The sequence below is a fragment of the Vulgatibacter incomptus genome (assembly GCF_001263175.1).
In the GTDB taxonomy this organism is placed as follows: domain Bacteria; phylum Myxococcota; class Myxococcia; order Myxococcales; family Vulgatibacteraceae; genus Vulgatibacter; species Vulgatibacter incomptus.
The window spans coordinates 1,994,494-2,014,765 of record NZ_CP012332.1 but is presented as its reverse complement, the minus strand read 5'-3'; the positions used below and the strand labels follow the sequence as shown (position 1 = coordinate 2,014,765).

Sequence of the window (20,272 nt, the reverse complement as noted above, 5' to 3'; positions counted from 1 at the left end):
TCACGGGAGACGGAAGAGGGTCTGGCCGGGGCGGGACGCGCCGGAGTCGGGGTCGAGACCGAGGCGCGAGAAGATCGGCGCGCAGGAGGGTTCGGTGGGGCCCGACATGCAGCCGCCGTCGGTCACGAGATCGCTCCCGCCCACGAGCGCTGCGTAGTCCACCAGGATCGGGCCGCTCGGACGATACGGCAGCTCGATCTCGGGGACGTTGGGCTGCGCGCAGTGGATCTCCCCACCGTGCTCCTCGTGGACCGAGCAGCCGGTGCTCCCGAGGTGGACCGAGAAGACCGCGTTCGGGTCTGCCACCCGGAAGTCGGCCCGCACGAACTTGTACCCCGCCTGCCAGCTCCAGAAGAGGGAGCTGAGGTTCAGCGGCGAGGGCGCGGTGGTGTTGTCGGCGTGGTTGAGGCCTTCGGGGACGCCGAGCTTGAAGCGCACCTTCTCATAGGCGCCTGCGGCAACGAGACCGTGGATCATGGTGTTCGTATCGGGCGTGCCGTTTGCGCAGGTGCCGGTCTTGTCCTCGAAGTCCAGCAGCGCGACGTCCTGGTGCTGCCACCGGCCGTCCTGGTCGAGATCGAGCGCCTCCTCGCTGCCGTCGGCGCGCACGAGCCGGAAGTCGTGGACGTAGAGCCGGAAATCGAGGGGCGCGGCGCTGGCGCCGGTGGTTCCCAGACCGTCATAGACGCGGTCACAGTCGAAGGCCTCCTTGCCGACTCGCGCCTCGAAGCGCAGCTCGACCTTCGCCCGATCGTCGTGCACCGGGGCGGCGTCGTCGCCGCAGGCGGCGAGGGCGAGGAGGGGCAGGGCGGCGGTCAGACGGGCGAATCGCATGGACGTTCTCCTCGAGGGGGAGCGGAGCCGGAGGCGGAGCAACGAAAGGCGGAGCGTTTCCGCGCGGAGCGCGGCTGAAGAAGTCGGGCCCGCTCTTGCGGGTCCGACTTCTTCAATCGCTCCGGGCCTTCTACCCCGCAAGCGCCCGCAGGGAAATGCGGCACGATGTCGCGCCTCCGAGCCCGATTCACGCGCCTTGACCACCCTTCGGGAGGTGGCTAGCTTCCGCCGATGCTTCGGGAAGCTCGGTCGATGGCCGCTATCGTGCTCGCGCTGCTGCTCCCGACCCTCGCGACCGCCCAAGGAGCCCCAGTGGCAACGAAGCCCGCCCCCGCCGCAACCCGGCCGCCGAAGGCGCCGCCACCGAGGCCCCTCGATCCCAAGGTCTTCGACGTGGTGGAGCACACCCTCTCGAACGGCCTGAAGGTCCGCCTCGTCGAGAGCCGCGGGGTGCCGACGGTGAGCTACTACACCTTCTTCCGGGCGGGCTCGCGCAACGAGCGGCCGGGGATCACGGGGATCGCGCACCTCTTCGAGCACATGATGTTCAACGGCGCGAAGAAGTACGGGCCCAAGGAGTTCGACCGGGTCCTAGAGAGCGCCGGCGGTACGTCCAACGCCTACACCTCGAACGATCTCACCGTCTACCACGAGGACTTCGCCTCGGACGCGCTGGAGACCGTGATCGACCTCGAGTCCGATCGGATGCGGTCGCTCGCGATCTCGCCAGAGAACCTGGAGAGCGAACGCGGCGTGGTGATGGAGGAGCGCCGCTTCCGCGTCGACAACGACGTCCCGGGCATGCTCGACGAGGCGCTGTCGGCGTCGATCTGGAAGGCGCACCCCTACCACTGGCCGGTGATCGGCTGGATGCGCGACATCGAGGCGATCACGAGGGACGACGCGCTCGCCTTCTTCCGCACCTTCTACGCGCCCAACAACGCCACCATCGTCGCCGTGGGCGATCTGGATCCGAAGAAGACGATCGCGCTGATCAAGAAGGCCTACGGCGACATCCCCGCCGGGCCGGCGGTGCCGGAGGTGGTGGACAGCGAGCCCGAGCCCACCGGCGAGAGGCGGGTCCAGGTCCACTATCCCAGCCAGGCGCCGTCCCTGATGGTCGGCTACCGCGTGAGCGCGGCGAAGCACGACGACACCTTCGTCCTCGACCTGATCCAGACCGCACTCGGGGCAGGCGAGGCGTCGCGCCTCACCAAGCGCCTCGTCTACGACCAGGAGCTGGCGACGAACGTAAGCGTCGACTTCGGCTGGCGGATCGACCCGAGCGCCTTCGTGATCTTCGCCGAGCTGCCTCCCGGCGGCGATCCCCGCAAGGTCGAGGCCGCGATCTACGAGGAGCTCGAGAAGGTGGCCAAGGACGGCATCTCCGAGCTGGAGCTCCGGCGCGGAAAGAACATCCTCCGCTCGCACTTCGTGCAGGAGATCTCCACCCACGGTGGAAGGGCCCACGCCATCGGCCACTACGAGCTCCTCCTCGGCGACTGGCGCGCGGCCCTCGAGACCCTCGAGCGGTACGGCAGCGTCAAGAACGCCGACGTGAAGCGCGTGGCGGCGAAGTACTTCAGCGCCCGCAACCGAAGCGTGGCGATCCTGGTCCCCGACGAATCCGAGAAGACCCGGTAGGAGGCCCGCTTGCCCCGAAGGCCGTCTCCGCGCGTCACGCTCCTCCTCTCCCTCTTCCCGGCACTCCTGATGACCCCTACGAAGGCCACCGCCGCCGCCCCCGTCCAGCTCCCGCCCTACGAGGAGCACCGCCTCGACAACGGCCTCCGGGTGTTGATCGCGCCGAAGCGCGACCTCCCTCTCGCCGCCGTGGACCTGGTGGTCGAGACCGGCGGCTCCGAGGATCCCAAGGGCAAGGCGGGCCTCGCGTCGTTCACAGCGGGTCTCCTGCGGCGCGGGACCACGACGAGGAGCGCCGACGAGATCGACGGCTCGATCGAATTCGTGGGCGGCGCCCTCGACACCGGCGCCGGGAGGGACGCGAGTTCCGTCTCCGCGAGCGCGACCTCGGAGAACCTGCCCCTCGCCCTCGAGCTCGTGGCGGACGTCGGGCTCCATCCGTCCTTCCCCAAGGCGGAGTTCGAGCTGCACAAGCGACGGGTGACGGCCTTCCTCGCTCAGGCCCTCGACGATCCGGGGACCGTGGCGGATCGCGCGATGCTCGGCGCCATCCTCCTGCCCGATCACCCCTACGCGATGCCGAGCAGCGGCACCCGGAGCTCGATCAAGGCGATTCGCCTGGCCGACGTCCGGGCCTTCCACGCGAAGCACTACGCGCCGGAGCGCGCCACCCTGATCGTGGTGGGTGACGTGGAGCCGGCGAAGGTGCTCTCGCTCGCGCGCAAGCACTTCGGCGCCTGGAAGACGAAGGCGCCCCAGAGGCCCGCGATCGCTGAGGCGGCGCCCCTGAAGAAGAACCGGATCCTGATCATCCACAAGGAGAAGGCGACGCAGGTCCAGGTCCGCTTCGTGGGCGCGGCGTTCACCCGCAAGACGGATCCCGCCTTCTTCCCCATGGTGGTGGCGAACGGCGCCTTCGGCGGCGGCTTCACCAGCAGGCTGGTCGACGAGATCCGGGTGAACCGCGGGCTCTCGTATTCGGTGGGGACGCGGCTCCTCCAGCTCCGCGAGGCGGGCTTCTACACCTTCTCGTCCTTCACCAAGAACGAGACGATCGGCGAGCTCCTGCAGGTGGCGATCGGGGAGGCGGGGCGGGCCCGTCAGGCCGGCTTTTCCGGCGAGGAGCTCTCGCGCTCGAAGAGCTACCTCTCCGGTGTCTACCCGCTGCGCTTGGAGACCAACGAGCAGATCGCCTCCGCGCTGATGGAGATGCAGCTCTACGACCTGCCCAAGGACTGGGTCCTCAGCTATCGGCGGCGGCTCGCGGAGGCGACGCCGGAGCAGATCGACGACGCGGCGAAGGCATGGTTCTTCGCGCGGCCCTTCGCGATCGTCCTCGTGGGGGACAAGAAGGCGATCCGCAAGGGCCTCGCGCAGGCCGGCGTCGAGGGCGACGTCCAGGTCATCCCGATCGAGGAGCTCGAGTAGGTTGGAGATCCTCTTCGAGGACGACGACCTCGTCGCAGTCGACAAGCCGGCGGGCATCCCCGTGATCCCGGGCCGCAATGGCGGCGAGTCGCTGCGAGACCGTCTCGAGGCGGAACGCGGCGCCAAGATTTGGGTGGTGCACCGCCTCGACGCCGGCACGAGCGGTGCCCTGGTCTTCGCCAAGAACGCCGCTGCGCACCGGGCCCTCTCGCTCGCCTTCGAGGGGCGCGAGGTGGAGAAGCGTTATCTCGCGATCGTGGAGGGAGAGCCCGCAGGAGACGAGCTCCGGATCGACGTCCCCCTCCACGCCGCGCGAAAGGGACGGATGCGGCCGGCGCGTCCGGACGAGGCCGACGCGAAGCCCTCCGTCACCGACGTCCGCGTGCTCGAGCGCCTCGGCTCGTTTTCACTCGTCGAAGCGAGGCCTCTCACCGGCCGTCAGCACCAGATCCGCGTGCACCTCAAGTCGATCGGGCATTCGCTCGCGGTGGACCCGGCCTATGGCAGCCGGGAGCGGCTGGAGCTCCCCGGCGCGAAGCTGGAGCGCACCCCCCTCCATGCGGCCCGGCTCTCCCTGCCGCATCCGAAGGGCGGTCGAAGGCTCGTGGTGGAGGCGCCGCTCGCTACGGACCTCACCACGTTCCTCGATGCCCTCCGGAAGCCGGAGTAGGCGTTACCGCAACCGAGGCTTGCGGCGACGGCTGGCGAGCCAGGAGCCCGCGACCAGGAGCGCCCCGACGCCGAGGGCAGATCCCGAAACGCTGCAACCAGAGGCGGCGTCCGCCGCGGTGCCGAAGCCACCGCCCTCGGGGCGGAGGGGCGACGACGGGATCTTCCCCCCGGACTTCTTGAGGTTTGCCGAGATCTTCTGGGCGACCTCGCGGCGGGTCTGGAGGAGCTGCTCCGGCGTGATGTCGCCCGCGCTCCACGCGTGGGCGAAGAGCTTCTTCGCCACCTTCTGCGCGTCGGCCCGGTCGAAGGCGTCGAGGATCGACAGGTACTCGTAGTCCTGGATCCCGTCGCGGACCTCCTTGAGGCGGATCGACTCGACGGGGATGTGGGTGCTCCCACCGATCCGATCGGGGCGGCCCGGGTAGAAGAGGGTGCCGTCTCCGTGGCCGGTGAACTCGTATTGATCGCGCCAGGGATCGCTCTTGCTCGCGAAGGCGTAGACCGAATCCCAGTAGAGCTCGCCGGTGAAGCCGTAGTTGTACGCGACCCACGGCATCGCCCGGTTCCGGAGCGCGGTGTGGTCGATCACCAGGCTCGGCCAGCCCTGGAGATCCGGATCGCCGCCGTACTCGCCGGTGACGGTGTTTCCGCAGCCGTGGCTCATGCAGGACGAGTAGATCCACGTGGTCTTTCCGTCGCGCTGGGCCTGCCGGTAGTCGGCGGACTGGTCGCCGGCGTACTCGCCGCTCTTGCCTTCGACGAAGTTCACCACCGGTACGATGATGTTCGTCGACTGGTAGAGACCGTTCTCCTTCAGGTGGGCGACGGTGGTGGTGACGAGCGAGAGCATGCCCGGATCGCCGCGATGCACCCGATCCTGCCGCGGCTTGATGTCGCTCCAGGCGCAGGTGAGAGGCGGCTCGTCGCAGGTGTAGTCGAAGAGCTTGCCGAACCAGCCCTTCGACTTGAAGTGGCGCGCCCAGGCCGCGTAGTCCTCCGCCTGGGGATCGCGCTGCCACACCTGCACGGCGCTGAGGGCCGCGCCCTTCAGCCGGGTATCGGCGGTGCCGTCGAGGAGCGGCCCGTACACCTGATCGTAGCGGGAGAAGTCGAGGTCCCCGCCGCTTCCCGGGACGGGCGCGCCGACCACGGCCGAGAGGGTGAGGCGGTTGTCCAGGCCCGCCTTCCCGTAGAGCTGCCGGAGCCGGTCGAAGGCCGCGTCGTCGCCTCCGCACCACGCTTCGCCGAAGTGCCCCTCGCACGTCCCGTTCCAGGCGAGCCCGAAGGCCGTGGCGTAGCTGGGAGTGGACGGCAGCTCGAAGTCGAAGACCTCGAGCTCGATCGGCAGGGAGGCGGAGAAGCCGCCGTCTCCCGTGACCTCGAGGGAGCCGCGGTAACTGCCCGGGCGGGTCCCGGAGGGCACGTGGACGTCCACCCAGATCGCGCGGAGCTCGCCGGCCGGCACGTCGAAGGGGAAGGCGTTCCGCTTCTCGCCGACGAAGGGATCGACGTCGGGCACGAGCGCGTCGGGGACCCAGCCGCGCATGCCGTTGTCGTCCGAGGGCGTGCTCACGTACATGTAGTCCTCGCGGTAGAGCACGACCTTCGACGCCGGGATCGTGGAGGGGCCGCGGAGGTCGGAGACGGCCGCGCGGACGCCCCGGACGCCGGTGTCCCCGCCGGAGACGATGGCCTGGAAGCCCTGCATCTCGTTGGCGGCGGCGCCCATCGTGGCCGTTCGGCCAGAGGGAGGGGCGTCGTCGGGCCTGAGCTTCACGAGGGTATGGGTCGCGGTCACCTGGGCGGGAGCCGCGGCGGCAGAGCTGGCGCCGAAGCCAACCAGCGCGATGGCCGCGAGGGCCGCATAGGAAAATCGAGACAAGGCGATGGCCTCCTGCCCGGGGTCGTCGCCGGAAGGCGTTGGGCGGCCTACCAACCCGACCGGGGCGAGGCCTCTTCCCCGGCGAGCACCCATGGGGCGGGCGAGCAGGCAGGCCCCGGCACCGGCGCCCGCAGCGCGTCGAGGCAGGCGTCGAGGGAGGGATCGGGCGGAAGATCGAGGCCCAGGCGGCCCAACGATCTTCCTCGCCGAACTTGCCGACAGGGCCCTTCCCGACACGCGAGACGGCGGCACGGGAGGCGCAAGGAGCGTCCCTCGAGGGACGAAGGTCTCTCGCCGGTCACCGCCCTTCGGCATGGCCAGTTTCCGGAGAGCCGGGCATCGGCCAGGTCGCTCGCGCGCCGGAGGGGGGCGCGCGAGCCTCCTGCTCGAGGAGGGGGAACATGATCGCCAGCGCGGTGCCGAATCCGTATGCGAGGGGCTCGTCGTCCTTCGCGTCGAAGCTCGGCGCGCTGGGGGTCGGGGTCTTCGCGATCACCATCTGGGCGCTGCCCCAATACCTCTTCCCGATCATCGGCCCGGCCCGGGTGGGGGTCGTCACCGCGGGCCTGATGGCGGCGGGCCTTGCCGGCAGGTGGATCCTCGGTGGCGCGGCCCCGACCGCAGGCGGCTGGCGCGTCCTCGGCCTTGGGGCCTTCGCGGGCGCCGCGGCGCTCTCCCCGCTCTGGAGCGTCGATCCGGCCTCGAGCCAGTGGGCGGCCGGCGAGGCGCTGAAGATGGGGCTGGTCTTCGTCTCCGCCGCGAGCCTCCTCGACACGCCGACCCGGGTGCGGAACGTCGCGTGGGCCATCGCCCTGGCTGGTTGTGTTCCAGCCTATTACGCGGTGTCGAACTCCCTCGCCGGCGTCGATCTCCTCGAAGGCTACCGCGCGCGCTGGGTGGGGACCTTCTTCGATCCGAACCGCCTCGCGATGGCGCTCGTGATCTCGGCGATGCTCCTCCTCACCCTCCGCAGCCGCCTGCGGAACCCGGTGGCGCGGGCGGCCGTCCTCGGGCTGCTCGGCCTGCAGCTCTGGGCCATCGTCGTGACCTACAGCCGCGGCGCGATCCTCGGCCTCGCAGTGGGCCTCCTGGCGTTCATCCTCGCCGGACGGGGGAGCCGCACGCGCTCGATCCTCGTCGCGGGGGGCGTAGCGATCGCGCTCCTCTCCCTCGCGCCGTCACGCTTCTGGGCGCGAACGGAGACCATCGCCACCTACGAGCAGGACCTCTCCGCCCAGGGACGCATCGACGCCTGGCGTACCGCGGGCAACATCCTCTCCCGCCGTCCGCTCACGGGGATCGGCGCCGCCGCCTTCACGACCGCCTGGGCCACCTACGCGCCGGACGACGCCGGCAGGCACCCCTACGTCGCGCACAACCTCTTCCTCGAGGTCGCCGCCGAGCTCGGCATCCCGACCCTCGTCGCCTTCCTCGCGCTCCTCGCCGCCTGTATCCGAGGCGCGTGGTGGGCGACCGAGGAGCGATCGCCGGTGCGGCTCGAGGCGCGCGGCCTCCTCGCGTCGATCGCCGGCTACCTCGTCTGCCAGATGTTCGCGGGCTTCACCCTGAGCTTCTTCCTCTTCCTCGTGCTCGGGATCGCGACGGCGAGCGAGCGCCTCGCGCGCTTCGAGCGAGAGGCCCGGGAGAGGCCGATCGAGCTCCAGCCGAACGTGGGGATCCTCTGAATGCCGTCCACCGTCCTCCATCTCGTGAACATCCTGGGGGTCGGCGGGGCCGAGGGGCAGTTCGTCGAGCGCGTCCGGATGACGGACAGGGGCTCGTTTCGCCCGCTAGTCGCCGCCCTCGATACACGGGGGCGCCATCTGCCGGAGCTTCGGGCCTTGGGGCTGGAGCCCGCCGAGTTCCGCCTGCCGCGGAGCTTCGCCCACCCGATGACCTTCGGCACCGTGGCGCGGCTCGCGATCTGGATGCGCGCACAGCAGGTCCGGCTCGTCCACGCCCAGGACTTCTACACGAACCTCGTGGCCGTGCCGGCGGCCCGGCTCGCCGGCGCCAAGGTGATCGTGAGCCGCCTCGACCTGGCCCATTGGCACGGTCCCCGGAGACGCCTGGCCCTCGCCTGGGCGAGCCGCCTCGCCGACAAGGTCCAGGTGAACGCCGAGGCGATCGCCCGCCAGCTCCGCGTCGAGGAGGGGATCGATCCGTCGAGGATCGTCCTCGTCCGGAACGGCATCGATCTGGGCCGCTTCGACGCGCGCGCGGCAGCGCCGCTCGACATGGCGCTCCCGGTTCCTCCCGGCTCCCTGGTGGCGGCGGTGATCGCCAACCTCCACCCGATCAAGGGCCAGGAGGACGTGGTGCAGGCCGTCGCGAGGTTGGCGCCGCGCTTCCCGTCGCTGCACCTGGTGCTGGTGGGGGAGGGCGAGAGGCGGGGGCCGATCGTCCGCTGCGCCGCGGCGCTCGGGATCTCGGATCACGTGCACCTGCTCGGCCACCGCGCGGACGTGCCGGCGATCCTCGGCCGCTGCCGGATGCTGATCTCGTCCAGCTACGCCGAGGGCCTCTCCAACTCGGTGATCGAGGGGATGGCCTCGCGCCTGCCCGTGGTGGCGACGGCGGTGGGCGGCACGCCCGAGCTCGTCGACGGCCGCACCAGGGGACTCCTGGTTCCTCCCCGATCGCCCGCCCGCCTGGCGGACGCGATCGAACGGCTCCTAGAGGAGCCGGACGAGGCGCGCGCCTTCGGGACCCGTGCGCGCGCGTTCGTCGAGGAGCACCTGGAGATCGGGCACATGGCCCAACGCTTCAACCGGCTCTACGAGGCAGTCCTCGGTTGACGTTCAGGCCCCGGAGGCAGGCGCGCCGAGGCCGTGCACGAGGGTCTTCCCGCCGGCCTTGAACGTCACGTCGATCTTGTCGTGGCGGACGCCCTCCACCAGCCCGAGGCCGAAGGTCGGGTGCTCGACCACGTCGCCCTCGGAGAAGCGCTCCTTCGGCGAATAGCGTCGCGCGCGGGCGAGCGCCCTCTCGCTGAAGAGGCTCTCGAACGGGCGAACCTCCGCCCGTTCGCGGGGAGCGGCCCTCGCCTTGGGGCGCACCACGCCTTCGCCGCGGGCCTTCTCGACCTTGGTACCGGGAGGCTGCGGGCGGAACACGTGATCGCCCATGCAGGTGTTGCAGCGCACCCTTGCGATCTTCGTCCCAACCATCGCCAGGATCGTGTGTCCCAGGACCATCCTGCACCGGGTGCAGTACCCGTCGACCTCGCCGCCCACCTTCTGAACGTCCACTTCGTGCTCCGCTTCGCTTCGGGAAAAAGGGCGCGCACCATAGGGGATCAGGGCCGCGCGAACAATCTCCGTTCGCGCTTCCCCGTTCGTGACCCTGCGATCGCGCGGCCGACCCCGCGGAGACACGACCGAACCCCAGGCGTAGTTTTTCCTCTTCGGCCGTTCCTTGACGCGAAACCACCGACCGGAGTACCCGTCGGGGGCGAGGAAGACGATGTCGAAGCAGTCGAGCGCCGAGGCGGCACGGATCGCTCCGCCAGTGTGGGATGGAAGGCCTTTGCGGCCCACGATCGCGACCATCGACCTCGCGGCTCTCGTCCACAACCTCAGGCAAATCCGCGCCGTGGCCCGTGATGCCCGGGTGCTGGCAGTGGTGAAGGCCAACGCCTACGGGCACGGCGCCGTCCCCTGCGCCCGGGCGATCGCCGCCGAAGGCGTCGCCTTCCTCGGTGTGGGGCTGGTGGAGGAGGGGCTCGAGCTCCGGGCCGCGGGGATCGACACGCCGATCCTGGTACTCGACGGCGCGTACGCCGATCGCTTCGACCTGATGCTGGCCGAGAGGCTCACCCCCGTCGTCTTCCGCAAGGAGCAGCTCGAGGGCCTGGGCGCCGCCGCCCGGAGCCTGGGCCTGCCGGCCGTGGCCCACCTCAAGCTCGACACCGGCATGGGGCGGGTCGGGATCCAGCCCGACGAGCTCTCGGACTTCCTCGACGCCGCCCGGACCCACGGCGTGGACCTCGAGGGGATCGCGACCCACCTCCCCAACGCCGACGTCGAGGGCGATCCGCTCACCTCGCGGCAGATGGATCAGCTCGCCGCCGCCGCCTCGGCCATGCGGGCCCGCGGCCTCGATCCGCGCTGGATCCACCACGCGAACAGCGCGGCGCTGCTCTCGAGGGAGGACGCCCGCGGCACCCTCGTTCGCCCGGGGATGCTGCTCTACGGCAGCCCTCCCGCGGAGCACCTGCGGTCCCGGATCCCGCTTCGGCCGGTGATGCGCCTGTCGACCGCCGTGACGCATGTGAAGGAGCTGCCCGTCGGCGCCCCGGTCTCCTACGGATCCCGATGGATCGCGCGTCGCCCTTCGAGGATCGCGACGCTCCCCGTGGGCTACGCGGACGGCTACGACCGTCTGCTGAGCAACGTCGGCGAGGTGCTGATCGGAGGCAAACGCGTGCGGATCGCCGGCACGGTGACCATGGATCAGGTCATGGTGGATGTGACCGACGTGGAGCGTGTCACGGTCGGTGACGAGGCGGTGCTCATCGGTGCGCAGGGCGACGACGAGATCCGCGCCGAAGAGCTCGCCCGGGCGTGCGGGACGATCCACTACGAGATCTTCTGCGGCATCGGTCCCCGCGTTCCGCGCCGTTTCGTGGGGGGCTGAGAGAGCGCCGCGACGACGTCGGGGCCTCTCTTGAAATCCATCCTCCGTAGCATCGCGGCCGTCCTCGGCTATATCGGCGACGGCGTGCTCCTGGTCCTGTCAGACCTGGGCGGGATGGCGATCCTCGCGACGAAGGTCGCGATCCAGGCCATCCGCCCGCCGTACCGCCTCGGCAACTTCCTCAGCTCCTTCGAGGCGATCGGCGTCGGCTCCATCTCGGTGGTGGTCCTCACGGCGATCTTCACCGGCGCCGTCTTCGGCGTGCAGACCACCCTCGCGTTCCGGATGTTCAACGCACAGGGCCTGGTGGGCGCTGCCGTAGCGCTCTCGCTCACCCGGGAGCTCGCGCCCGTGCTCACCGGCCTGATGGTCACGGGGAGGGCCGGCTCCGCCATCGCCACCGAGCTGGGCTCGATGCGGGTGACCGAGCAGATCGACGCCCTCGCCACGATGGCGGTGAACCCGCTCCACTACCTCCTGGTGCCTCGCGTCATCGCCGGACTCCTCGCGCTCCCCATCCTGACGATGATCTTCGACGTCGTCGGCGTCTTCGGCGCCTACGTGGTCGCGGTCCTCATGGAGGGGATCAGCGAGGCCGAGTTCTGGAGCCGCATCCAGTCCTGGGTCGACCTCGAGGACGTCTTCGGCGGGCTGGTGAAGGCGGCGGTCTTCGGCCTCGTGATCTCGCTCTCCGCCTGCTTCAAGGGCTTCTACGCCGGGGGCGGGGCCAAGGGCGTGGGCGTCGCCACCACCCAGGCCGTGGTGATGAGCTCGGTGCTCATCCTGGTGCTCGACTACTGGCTGACCAACCTGATGATGGGTTGGTGGTCGAGGGTCTGACATGGCCGGCCGGCCGATGATCGAGGTCATCGACCTCCACAAGTCCTTCGCCGAGAACCACGTGCTCCGGGGCGTGAACCTCTCGGTCGAGGAGGGGACCACCGTGGTGATCCTCGGCTCTTCGGGATCGGGGAAGTCGGTGCTCATGAAGCACATCATCGGCCTGCTCCACCCCGACTCGGGGCGGGTCCTGGTCGACGGCGAGGAGATCTCGAAGCTCTCCGGCAGGGACCTCAATCGGGTGCGGCGCAAGTTCGGGATGGTCTTCCAGTTCTCCGCGCTCTTCGACTCGATGACGGTCTTCGAGAACGTCGCCTTCCCGCTCCGCGAGCACCAGCACGAGCTCTCCGAGTCCCAGATCCGCGAGGTGGTCGACGAGAAGCTCCGGCTGGTCGACCTCGATGGAGTGGATCGCAAGATGCCGGCAGAGCTCTCGGGCGGCATGCGCAAGCGGGTCGCCCTGGCGAGGGCGATCGCCCGCGACCCGAAGATCGTCCTCTACGACGAGCCCACGACGGGCCTCGATCCGATCACCACCGAATCGGTGAACGAGATGATCGAGAACGCCCGCGACCGCCTGGGCGTCACCAGCCTCGTGATCAGCCACGACATCCCGAGCGCGTTCCGGGTCGCCGACCGGATCGCCGTCCTTCACCACGGGAAGATCGTCGAGTTCTTACCCCCGGATGAGCTCAGGGAGTCGGAGCATCCTCATGTCCGCACCTTCCTGCAGACCTGGTTCGGGCGTGCCTAAGTTGGAGGCCATTTGCGGGGCATCGTCACGCCAGTGAAGGTCGGTCTCCTGGTCGTCCTGGGGATCGTCGCCTTCTTCATCTTCTTCTCCCTCATCCGGGAGCACGTCTCGTCGCGCCAAGCGTACGAGTACTGGGCCGCATTCTCCGACGCCTCCGGCCTCGCGCCCAAGTCCGAGGTGAGGGTGGCTGGCGTGCAGGTGGGGAAGGTCGTGCGGATCGAGCTCGTCGAGGGGAAGGCCCGCGTCTTCTTCAACGTGCGCAAGGACATCCCCATCTATCCGAACGCCGTCGTCGCCAAGAGGAGCACCTCGATCCTGGGGGACTACCTCCTCGACCTCACGCCCGGCTCGGCCCAGCCCGCAGCGCCCCGAGCGGAGAACAAGCGACGGTATCCCCACGCCCAGGCGCGGGCCATGCCCTCCGTTCCGGACCCACCTCCGGCGACGTCGGGCCTGGAGCCGCTACCGCCCGGGAGCGAGATCCAGAACGTGCAGGAGGCCGTCAGCATGGAGCAGGTCTTCGACACGCTGGGAGAGGTGGCGGGCGACATCCAGTCGGTGACGAAGTCGGTCCGCGATCTGGTCGAGGGGGAAAAGGGAACGATCAGGGAGATCATCGCGAACATCGCCCAGGTCTCCCAGACCCTCAACGCGACCGCCACTCGCTCCTCCCGGCAGCTCGACGTGGTCCTCCGGAACGCGGAGGCGATCACGGCCGACGTGCGCTCCATCACCGACGCGCACAAGGAGGACGTCTCCGTGATCATCACCAACGTCCGCGTGATCACCGAGCAGGCCCGGGACGTCGTCGCCTCGATCCACGCGGTGATCGGCAAGAACCCCGAGGCCCTCGAGGAGGCCGGCGGGATCCAGAACAGCCTGGCCAACCTCAACGCGACCTTGGCCAACCTCGAGTCCATCACCCGGCGGATCGACAAGGGGGAGGGGACCCTGGGCAAGCTCGTCTCCGACAAGGAGCTGGGCGAGAAGGTCGACTCCGCCGTCACCAACGCCGCCAACTACGTCAACAAGCTCAGCCGCCTCCAGGTCGAGCTGGTCCTCCGCTCCGAGTACCTCTTCCGGGCCCAGGAGGCGAAGACCTACTTCGGGGTCCGGCTGATGCCCGCCCCCGACAAGTACTTCCTCCTCGAGCTGGTGGACGATCCGATCGGCCACATCAGCCGCGAGACCGTGGTCAGGACGCCGCCGGGCCAGCTCGAGCAGGCGAACCAGGAGATCCGGACCACGAGCGACCGGCTCAAGTTCACCGTGGAGTTCGCCAAGCGCTCGGCCTTCGCGACCTTCCGCTTCGGCCTGATCGAGTCCACGGGCGGCGTGGGCCTGGACCTGCACTTCCTCAACGACCACCTGATGTTCCGAGTCGACGTCTTCGACTTCACCAACCCCGAGAGCGAGTTCCCGAGGGTGAGGGCGTACGCGAACCTGATCTTCCTCGATCACCTCTACGTGTCCGCCGGTATGGACGACGTCGCCAACTCGCCGTATTTCGAGGCGCTCACCGGACGCTTCCGGGCCGGGCGGGAGGCGATCGCGGGCGGCGGCCTCTTCTTCACCGACGACGACCTCAAGCTGCTCTTCTCGTCGTTCGTCAGCGCGGTGCCCTGACGGGCGGGCGGGGCCGGAGGCGGAGCAACGGAAAGGCGCGATCGCGCGAAGAAGTCCGGCCCGCCTCCGATTTCCTCTGGGCGGCGCGCTTTGCTTGACATCGCCGGAGCCGGGGCGGTACAAGCGCCCGCTTTCGCGGGACGAGTGTTCCTGGGCTTGGGGCCCGTTCGTATTCGCGAACCAACGACCGTGGGGCACGAAGCGCCCACCATCGAGGGAAGAACCATGGCGGTCCACCTGCGGCTTGCGCGCGCCGGCGCGAAGAAGGCGCCCTTCTACCACATCATCGCGACCGACTCGCGGAGCCCCCGCGACGGGAAGTTCCTGGAGCAGGTCGGCTCCTACGACCCGGCCGGCCCGAAGGTCAGCTTCGACGACGTCAAGCTCGAGAAGTGGCTCAAGAACGGCGCGGTTCCGACCGTCACGGTCAAGAACCTGATCAAGAGCCACAAGGCCGCCTCCGCGGCCTGAAGGGTTGTTTCGTGCGCGAGCTGCTCGAATACGTCGCGAAGGCGCTCGTGGACGAGCCCGAGCTCGTGGAGATCGAGGAACAGGAGGGCGCCACGACCACGCTGGTGCTCACCGTCGCTCCGGGCGATCTCGGCCGGGTGATCGGACGCCAGGGTCGAACGGCCAAGGCGCTCCGGACCTTGATCTCCGCCCGCGCACAGACCCTCGGCCGCAAGGCCGCCCTAGAGATCCGGGACTGACGTGATTCGCGTCGGCCTCATCGCCAGGCCCCACGGGGTTCGAGGCGCCGTCGTCGTGACGCTCGACAATCCGTCGAGCGACTCGCTCTTCGGCGTCGATCACGTCCATCTCGGTGCAGGGGGGCAGGCGCCCGCCCGCTTCGAGGTGCGGCGCGCAGGCCCCGGGCGAAAAGGGCAGGTTATCCTCGTCCTCGACGGCGTGGAGACGCCGGAGGCGGTGGATGCGCTCCGCGGCCGGGAAGTGCTCCTCGACGAGGCGCAGCTCCCGGCCCTGGAAGAGCACGAGTTCTGGATCCGCGACCTCGTGGGCCTCGCCGCCTTCGACTCGGACGGCACCTCCCTCGGCAGGGTGGAGGAGGTCGTCGACACGGCGGAGGTGCCGGTCCTGATCGTGCGGGACGGGAAGGACGAGGCCTTCGTGCCCTTCTCCGACCCGTACGTGGTCGAGGTCGATCTCCAGGCCAGGCGGATCGTGGTCGCGCCGGTGGAGTCGGCGTGATCTTCGAGGTCCTCACGCTCTTCCCCCGGATGATCGAGGGACCCGCCTCGGAGAGCATCCTGGGCAAGGCGGCTCAGCGCGGCCTCGTCGAGGTGCGCGTCCGGGACATCCGCGATCACGCCCACGACAAGCACCACGTGACGGACGACGTCCCCTACGGCGGCGGCGCCGGCATGGTGATGAAGCCCGAGCCTCTCGTGGAGGCCATCGAGGCCGCGAAGGCGGCGATGGACGGGCCCTGCAGGGTGGTGCTCCTCGACCCGGGCGGCCGGACCTTCACGCAGGCGGTGGCGCGCGAATACCGCGACGTCGGCCGCCTCATCCTGGTCTGCGGGCGGTACGAGGGCTTCGACGAGCGGATCCGCTCGTTCGCCGACGAGGAGCTCTCGGTGGGCGATTTCGTCCTCACGGGAGGTGAGCTCGCGGCCCTTTGTGTGGTAGACGCCTGCTCCCGGCTCGTGCCGGGCGTGTTGGGCAACGTAGAATCCGCGGGAATCGAGAGCTTCGAAGAAGGGCTCCTCGAGTACCCGCAGTACACGAGACCCCCGGATTTCCGGGGGATGAAAGTTCCGGAGGTCCTGCTCTCGGGCGACCACGCGAAGATCGCGCGGTGGCGTCGCAAGCACGCCCTCCTCCGGACGAAAGAGAAGCGACCCGACCTCTTTTCCCGGCTCGAGCTGGGCAAGGCGGATCGGGCTCTTCTCGACGAGGCGTGAGCCGCTGCGCAGGGCATCCAGGGTGGATGCTCCATAGGACGCATGCTCACGTTCGAAGCCGGCCCGATGGGCCAGAGGTCTCTAGAACATGCGCAACCCCGTGATCCAGTCGATCGAGAGCAAGCAGCTCCGCGTCGACGTCCCCAACTTCAACGCCGGCGACACGATCCGCGTCCACACGAAGATCAAGGAAGGCGACAAGGAGCGCGTCCAGATGTTCGAGGGGATCGTCCTCAAGAAGCGGGCCGCTGGCCTCCGCTCCGCCTTCACCGTCCGCAAGGTCTCCTACGGCGTCGGCGTGGAGCGCACCTTCCCCATGCATTCGCCGCGCATCGAGAAGATCACGGTCGTCAGCGGCGGCCGCGTGCGTCGCGCCCGCATCTACTTCATCCGCGATCTCCACGGGAAGGCCGCGCGCCTCCGCGGTGAGGAAGTCCGCGCCGCCGACACGAAGTAGTCGAAGGGCACGCGCGAAGTCTCTGCTCTCCGCACGGAGGGTGGAGGCCCGCAGCGCGAGCCCGGTACGCGCCCGAGGGCCCGATGTCTGGGCTTCTCGGGCGTTCGTTTTTCTGGCCGAAATCTCGCGAGTGTTCGTGGGCCATCGAATAAGCTGACGCCGATGCGCCTGCACGAGCTGATCCTCCAGGGCTGGAAGGGATTTCCGGCGCAGCTTCGGCTCGCGTTCACTCCGGGCATCCAGGTTCTTCACGCGGACGCCGACCCTTGGCCCGCGCTCGAGGCGCTGCTCTATCCCGACGATGGCCGCGTCGAGGCGGGGAGGTTCGAGGCGCCAGGCGCCGCGTCCTTCCGGGCGGCGCTCACCCTTCGAAGCCAGGACGGGACGGTCTGGCGGATCGTGCGCGACCTGCGGGGGGCGAGCGCGCTCCAGCGCCTCGATTCCGCTGCCGGAAAGTTCGAGAACAGCTCGACGAACGTCCTCGAGCTCGGTCCGTATCTGCGGTCGCAGCTCGGCCTTCCGGGCCGGACCGCCTACGCCAGCCTCTTCCGCCTCTCGGGAGAGGAGCTCCCCTCGGCGAGACCGGTGCTGGACGAGCCGTACGCCGTGTCGTCGGACGCCTCGGTCCTCGAGAGCCTCCCGCCGCTCGCGGAGCCGACGCCGGTGGAGCCGGTCGCGGTGGAGCGGGGCGATCCCGCCGCCGTTGGCCGGGCGATCGCGGCGCTCGAAGCGGAGCGGAACGAGGCGAGGAAGGTCGAGGGGTTGCAACGGCAGGTGGAGGAAATCGAGGCGCGCCTGCGCGAGGTGGACGAGCACCTGGGCCGTGTAGAGCGCCTCGACGGCGAGCTGGCCTCGGCGATCGCCGAGGCCGCGGCCTACGACTTCGAGCCTGCAGTGGCTGACGATCTCGGCGCACGCCTGGCGTCCTTCGACCAGGCCACCGCCCGCCGGGACGAGGCCCTCGCACGACTCCAGGCGAACCGCGAAGGGGTCGCCGCGAGGATCGACGGCCCTGGCCCGCGGCCCCTGGAGAAGGATTGGCGGTTCTGGGCCGGCGTCGGCGCGGCGCTCGCCTTCTGGTTGATCGCGCTCATTACGCCGTGGAAGGTGGTGGCGCTCCTCGCGATTCCGTCGTTCGGCCTCCCGGCGACCCTCGCGCTCATGGTCGTCGGCGACCGGCAGCGGCGATCGAGCGCCGGCCGCAGGACGGGCTACCTCGGTGAGCGGGAGCGGAAGGCCTCCGCGGAGTGGGACGAGGCGACGCTCGAGGTCCGGCGCGCAATGTCCGCCGTCGGGGTCGAAGAGGTCGGGGCGCTCGCCGAGTGGCTCCGCTCCCGCGCTACTGCACGGGAGCGGGTCGTGGGGCGGCGGGGCGCGGTCGACGCAGCGCGCGCGGCTCCCGAGTTTCGTGCGGCGGCAGCCGCTCGGCCCGGGCTGGAGGCCAGGCTCCGGGAGGTCGAGGGCGCCGTCGCCGCGGCGGGCATGTTCCGCACCGTCTCGGAGATCGACGCGGAGCTCGAGCGGCTGCGGCAGGACGCCTTCGGCGCAGGGGCCCCGGAGAGGCAAGCGCTCCAGGGTGCGGCCGGCTTCGGCGCGGCCGGCTTCGGCGCCTTCATGGCGGCGCCTCCCTCCGGCCTCGGCGCGCTCCCATCGCAAGGGACGCCTTCCGGTATCGGCGCGTTCCAGCTGAAGGGTTCGTCACCCGGCCTCGGCGCGTTGTCACCGCTGGTTGCAGGCTCAGGCGGTTCGGCGCTGCCCGGCGGCCCGCGGCTGCCCCAGGCATCCGGCTTCGGGCGACCGCCGTCGGCACCGCCCGCGACCAGCCCTGGCGGCGATCCGTCGTCCGAGCTCCTCGGCGCGGCCTGTGCGCACTTCCTCGCCTCGCGCGAGGAGCTCCTGGCGGCCCTCGGCGGCCGCGCGTCCAGCTGCCTCGCGCAGCTCTCGGGCGCGCGCTACGAGCGGCTCACGTGGACGGGCAGCGGCGCGATCCGCTGCGGCGGGTCCGTTGGAGAGCACGCCTTCGGCTCGATGGCCGCGCGGGATCGCGACTCGGCCTACTTGGCCCTCCGCCTCGCGATCCTCGATTCCCAGGCGGAGAAGCGGCCGTTCCCCGTGATCCTCGACGATCCCTTCGCAGGCCTCGACGCCGAGCGCCAGGCCCTCGTCGCGCGGATCCTCCTGGGGATCGCCGCGCGCACCCAGATCCTCCACCGGACCCGCCTGGCCTCGATGCGCGAAGGCGCGCAGGTCCTGGAGGCGAAGTGAGCCGCGCGCCCGCCAGGCCCTCGGAGCGGCGCGCCCGCGGCCTCGCCGCCGAGGCGCGGGCGGCTGCGTGGCTCGAGGAGCAGGGCTGGGAGATCCTCGACCGGAACCACGTCTGCCGTCGGGGCGAGGTGGACATCGTCGCCTCCAAGGGCGATACCCTCGTCTTCGTCGAGGTTCGGAGCCGGACCGGCACCGGATTCGGGCATCCCCTCGAGAGCATCTCGTTTCGAAAGCGCCGCCGCGTGATCGCGGCCGCCACCGATTGGGCCGTCCGCGCGAATCTGCTCAACCAGCGCTTCATCCGCTTCGACGTGATCACCGTGATCGATCGGGGGGAGGGCGAGGACGAGCTCCACTGGATCGAGGGCGCCTTCGACGCCGAAGGCGCCTGCTGAAGCGGAGAAGGACTTGGCCCAGGAGAAGGGAACCCTCTACCTCGTCGGCACGCCAATCGGGAACCTCGCCGACATCAGCCGTCGCGCGATCGAGACCCTCGGCGCCGTGCAGCTCGTCGCCTGCGAGGACACCCGCCACACGCGCATCCTCCTGGATCGCGTCGGTGTCTCCACCCGCGTGACCTCGCTCCCGGCCTTCGACGAGAAGCGCCGGGCCGCAGGCCTCGTCGATCGCCTCGTGGCAGGCGAAAATGTGGCCCTCGTCACCGACGCGGGGATGCCGGGGATCTCCGACCCCGGGAGCGAGGTGGTCCGCCTCGCCGTGGAGGCCGGCGTCCGCGTGGTGCCGATCCCCGGCGCGTCGGCTCCCCTCGCCGCGCTCGCCGCGAGCGGCCTCCCCACGGAGCGCTTCACCTTCTTCGGCTTCCTCCCCCGCAAGGGCGGCACCCGCAAGGAGGCCCTGGAAGAGCTCCGCGCGTCCACCGGGACCCTGCTCCTCTTCGAGTCCCCGCGGCGCCTGGGCGAGACCCTCCTGGACCTTCGGGAGGCGCTTGGCGACCGGCGGGCCTGCGTGGCCCGTGAGCTCACCAAGCTCCACGAGGAGCTGGTCCGCGGCACGCTCTCCGAGCTTGCCGAGCATTTCTCGGGAGAGGTCCTCGGCGAGATCACCCTGGTGATCGAAGGGGCGCCCCGGGCCGCGCCGTCCACCGAGGCCGATGTGGACGGGCTCCTGCGGGGGCGCCTCGCCGCGGGCGCGTCGGTGAAGGACGCGTCGCGGGAGGTCGCCGAAGCGCTGGGCCTCGCGAAGAAGGACGTCTACCGACGAGCGCTGGAGCTTGCGTCCGAGGAGCGCTGAGAGTTCGTGAAGAAATTCACGAACTCTCGCGAGCCGGAGGCGAGCAAACGAAAAGG

The 20,272-nt window shown here is 70.1% G+C and carries 21 protein-coding genes; 17 read left to right on the top strand and 4 right to left on the bottom strand.

Translation table 11 applies throughout. The annotated features are described in order from the left end of the window. A complete protein-coding gene (locus AKJ08_RS08255; RefSeq protein WP_050725626.1) occupies nt 1-834 on the bottom strand; it encodes an MbnP family copper-binding protein in 834 nt (277 codons plus the stop codon). A 312-nt stretch (nt 835-1,146) separates the two neighbouring features. On the opposite strand from AKJ08_RS08255, the gene AKJ08_RS08250 reads away from it, so the two are divergent. Genes AKJ08_RS08250 through AKJ08_RS08240 form a run of 3 tightly spaced genes read left to right on the top strand, consistent with a single transcriptional unit; the run spans nt 1,147 to nt 4,576 of the window. Next, nucleotides 1,147-2,478: a M16 family metallopeptidase gene (locus AKJ08_RS08250; RefSeq protein ID WP_420806378.1), complete on the top strand. Its 1,332-nt coding sequence runs from the start codon at nt 1,147-1,149 to the stop codon at nt 2,476-2,478. Nucleotides 2,479-2,487: 9 nt separating this feature from the next. Beyond that, on the top strand, nt 2,488-3,906 hold the full coding sequence (locus AKJ08_RS08245) for a M16 family metallopeptidase (protein WP_050725625.1): 1,419 nt from the start codon (nt 2,488-2,490) through the stop codon (nt 3,904-3,906). A gap of 1 nt (nt 3,907) precedes the next feature. After that, nucleotides 3,908-4,576 carry an RluA family pseudouridine synthase gene (locus AKJ08_RS08240; protein ID WP_050725624.1) on the top strand — a complete coding sequence of 223 codons (669 nt, stop codon included), beginning with the start codon at nt 3,908-3,910 and terminating at the stop codon, nt 4,574-4,576. Between the two features lie 3 nt (nt 4,577-4,579). Here the strand turns inward: AKJ08_RS08240 and AKJ08_RS08235 are convergent, their stop codons facing one another. Together AKJ08_RS08235 and AKJ08_RS19210 are read right to left on the bottom strand one after the other, a co-directional pair. After that, complete coding sequence (locus tag AKJ08_RS08235) at nt 4,580-6,460, bottom strand: DUF4091 domain-containing protein (protein WP_050725623.1); 1,881 nt, start codon at nt 6,458-6,460, stop codon at nt 4,580-4,582. A gap of 47 nt (nt 6,461-6,507) precedes the next feature. Beyond that, on the bottom strand, nt 6,508-6,654 hold the full coding sequence (locus tag AKJ08_RS19210; protein WP_157370569.1) for a hypothetical protein: 147 nt from the start codon (nt 6,652-6,654) through the stop codon (nt 6,508-6,510). Between the two features lie 207 nt (nt 6,655-6,861). Here AKJ08_RS19210 and AKJ08_RS08230 point away from each other — a divergent pair, with 207 nt between their 5' ends. After that, nucleotides 6,862-8,145, top strand: a complete 1,284-nt coding sequence (locus tag AKJ08_RS08230) for an O-antigen ligase family protein (protein WP_050725622.1) — start codon at nt 6,862-6,864, stop codon at nt 8,143-8,145. After that, a complete protein-coding gene (locus tag AKJ08_RS08225) occupies nt 8,146-9,258 on the top strand; it encodes a glycosyltransferase (RefSeq protein ID WP_050725621.1) in 1,113 nt (370 codons plus the stop codon). It begins immediately after the preceding gene. 3 nt (nt 9,259-9,261) lie between these two features. Here the strand turns inward: AKJ08_RS08225 and AKJ08_RS18575 are convergent, their stop codons facing one another. Then, entirely contained in the window at nt 9,262-9,711 is a 450-nt protein-coding gene (locus AKJ08_RS18575) for a DUF3553 domain-containing protein (RefSeq protein ID WP_082342926.1), read from the bottom strand. A gap of 214 nt (nt 9,712-9,925) precedes the next feature. Here AKJ08_RS18575 and alr point away from each other — a divergent pair, with 214 nt between their 5' ends. The 12 genes from alr to rsmI all read left to right on the top strand — a co-directional run bounded on the left by alr (nt 9,926) and on the right by rsmI (nt 20,216). After that, nucleotides 9,926-11,098, top strand: a complete 1,173-nt coding sequence (gene alr / locus AKJ08_RS08215; protein WP_082342924.1) for an alanine racemase — start codon at nt 9,926-9,928, stop codon at nt 11,096-11,098. Nucleotides 11,099-11,128: 30 nt separating this feature from the next. Further along, entirely contained in the window at nt 11,129-11,938 is an 810-nt protein-coding gene (locus AKJ08_RS08210) for an MlaE family ABC transporter permease (protein WP_240475468.1), read from the top strand. A gap of 16 nt (nt 11,939-11,954) precedes the next feature. Beyond that, nucleotides 11,955-12,692: an ABC transporter ATP-binding protein gene (locus tag AKJ08_RS08205; protein WP_050727488.1), complete on the top strand. Its 738-nt coding sequence runs from the start codon at nt 11,955-11,957 to the stop codon at nt 12,690-12,692. Between the two features lie 12 nt (nt 12,693-12,704). Further along, nucleotides 12,705-14,318, top strand: coding sequence for an MlaD family protein (locus AKJ08_RS08200; RefSeq protein WP_050725618.1), 1,614 nt, complete (start codon nt 12,705-12,707; stop codon nt 14,316-14,318). A 225-nt stretch (nt 14,319-14,543) separates the two neighbouring features. Beyond that, the gene (rpsP, locus tag AKJ08_RS08195) at nt 14,544-14,789 is read left to right on the top strand and encodes a 30S ribosomal protein S16 (RefSeq protein ID WP_050725617.1); all 246 of its coding nucleotides are present in this window, start codon (nt 14,544-14,546) and stop codon (nt 14,787-14,789) included. Nucleotides 14,790-14,800: 11 nt separating this feature from the next. Beyond that, entirely contained in the window at nt 14,801-15,028 is a 228-nt protein-coding gene (locus AKJ08_RS08190) for a KH domain-containing protein (RefSeq protein ID WP_050725616.1), read from the top strand. Between the two features lies 1 nt (nt 15,029). Next, entirely contained in the window at nt 15,030-15,527 is a 498-nt protein-coding gene (gene rimM, locus AKJ08_RS08185; RefSeq protein ID WP_050725615.1) for a ribosome maturation factor RimM, read from the top strand. Between the two features lie 29 nt (nt 15,528-15,556). After that, on the top strand, nt 15,557-16,243 hold the full coding sequence (trmD, locus tag AKJ08_RS08180; protein ID WP_050727487.1) for a tRNA (guanosine(37)-N1)-methyltransferase TrmD: 687 nt from the start codon (nt 15,557-15,559) through the stop codon (nt 16,241-16,243). 88 nt (nt 16,244-16,331) lie between these two features. After that, on the top strand, nt 16,332-16,700 hold the full coding sequence (gene rplS, locus AKJ08_RS08175) for a 50S ribosomal protein L19 (protein ID WP_050725614.1): 369 nt from the start codon (nt 16,332-16,334) through the stop codon (nt 16,698-16,700). Nucleotides 16,701-16,862: 162 nt separating this feature from the next. Then, nucleotides 16,863-18,965 carry an ATP-binding protein gene (locus AKJ08_RS08170; RefSeq protein ID WP_050725613.1) on the top strand — a complete coding sequence of 701 codons (2,103 nt, stop codon included), beginning with the start codon at nt 16,863-16,865 and terminating at the stop codon, nt 18,963-18,965. Beyond that, nucleotides 18,962-19,360, top strand: a complete 399-nt coding sequence (locus AKJ08_RS08165; RefSeq protein ID WP_050725612.1) for a YraN family protein — start codon at nt 18,962-18,964, stop codon at nt 19,358-19,360. The genes AKJ08_RS08170 and AKJ08_RS08165 overlap by 4 nt, the downstream gene beginning before the upstream one ends. A gap of 13 nt (nt 19,361-19,373) precedes the next feature. After that, a complete protein-coding gene (gene rsmI, locus AKJ08_RS08160; protein WP_050725611.1) occupies nt 19,374-20,216 on the top strand; it encodes a 16S rRNA (cytidine(1402)-2'-O)-methyltransferase in 843 nt (280 codons plus the stop codon). Nucleotides 20,217-20,272 lie beyond the last annotated feature (56 nt).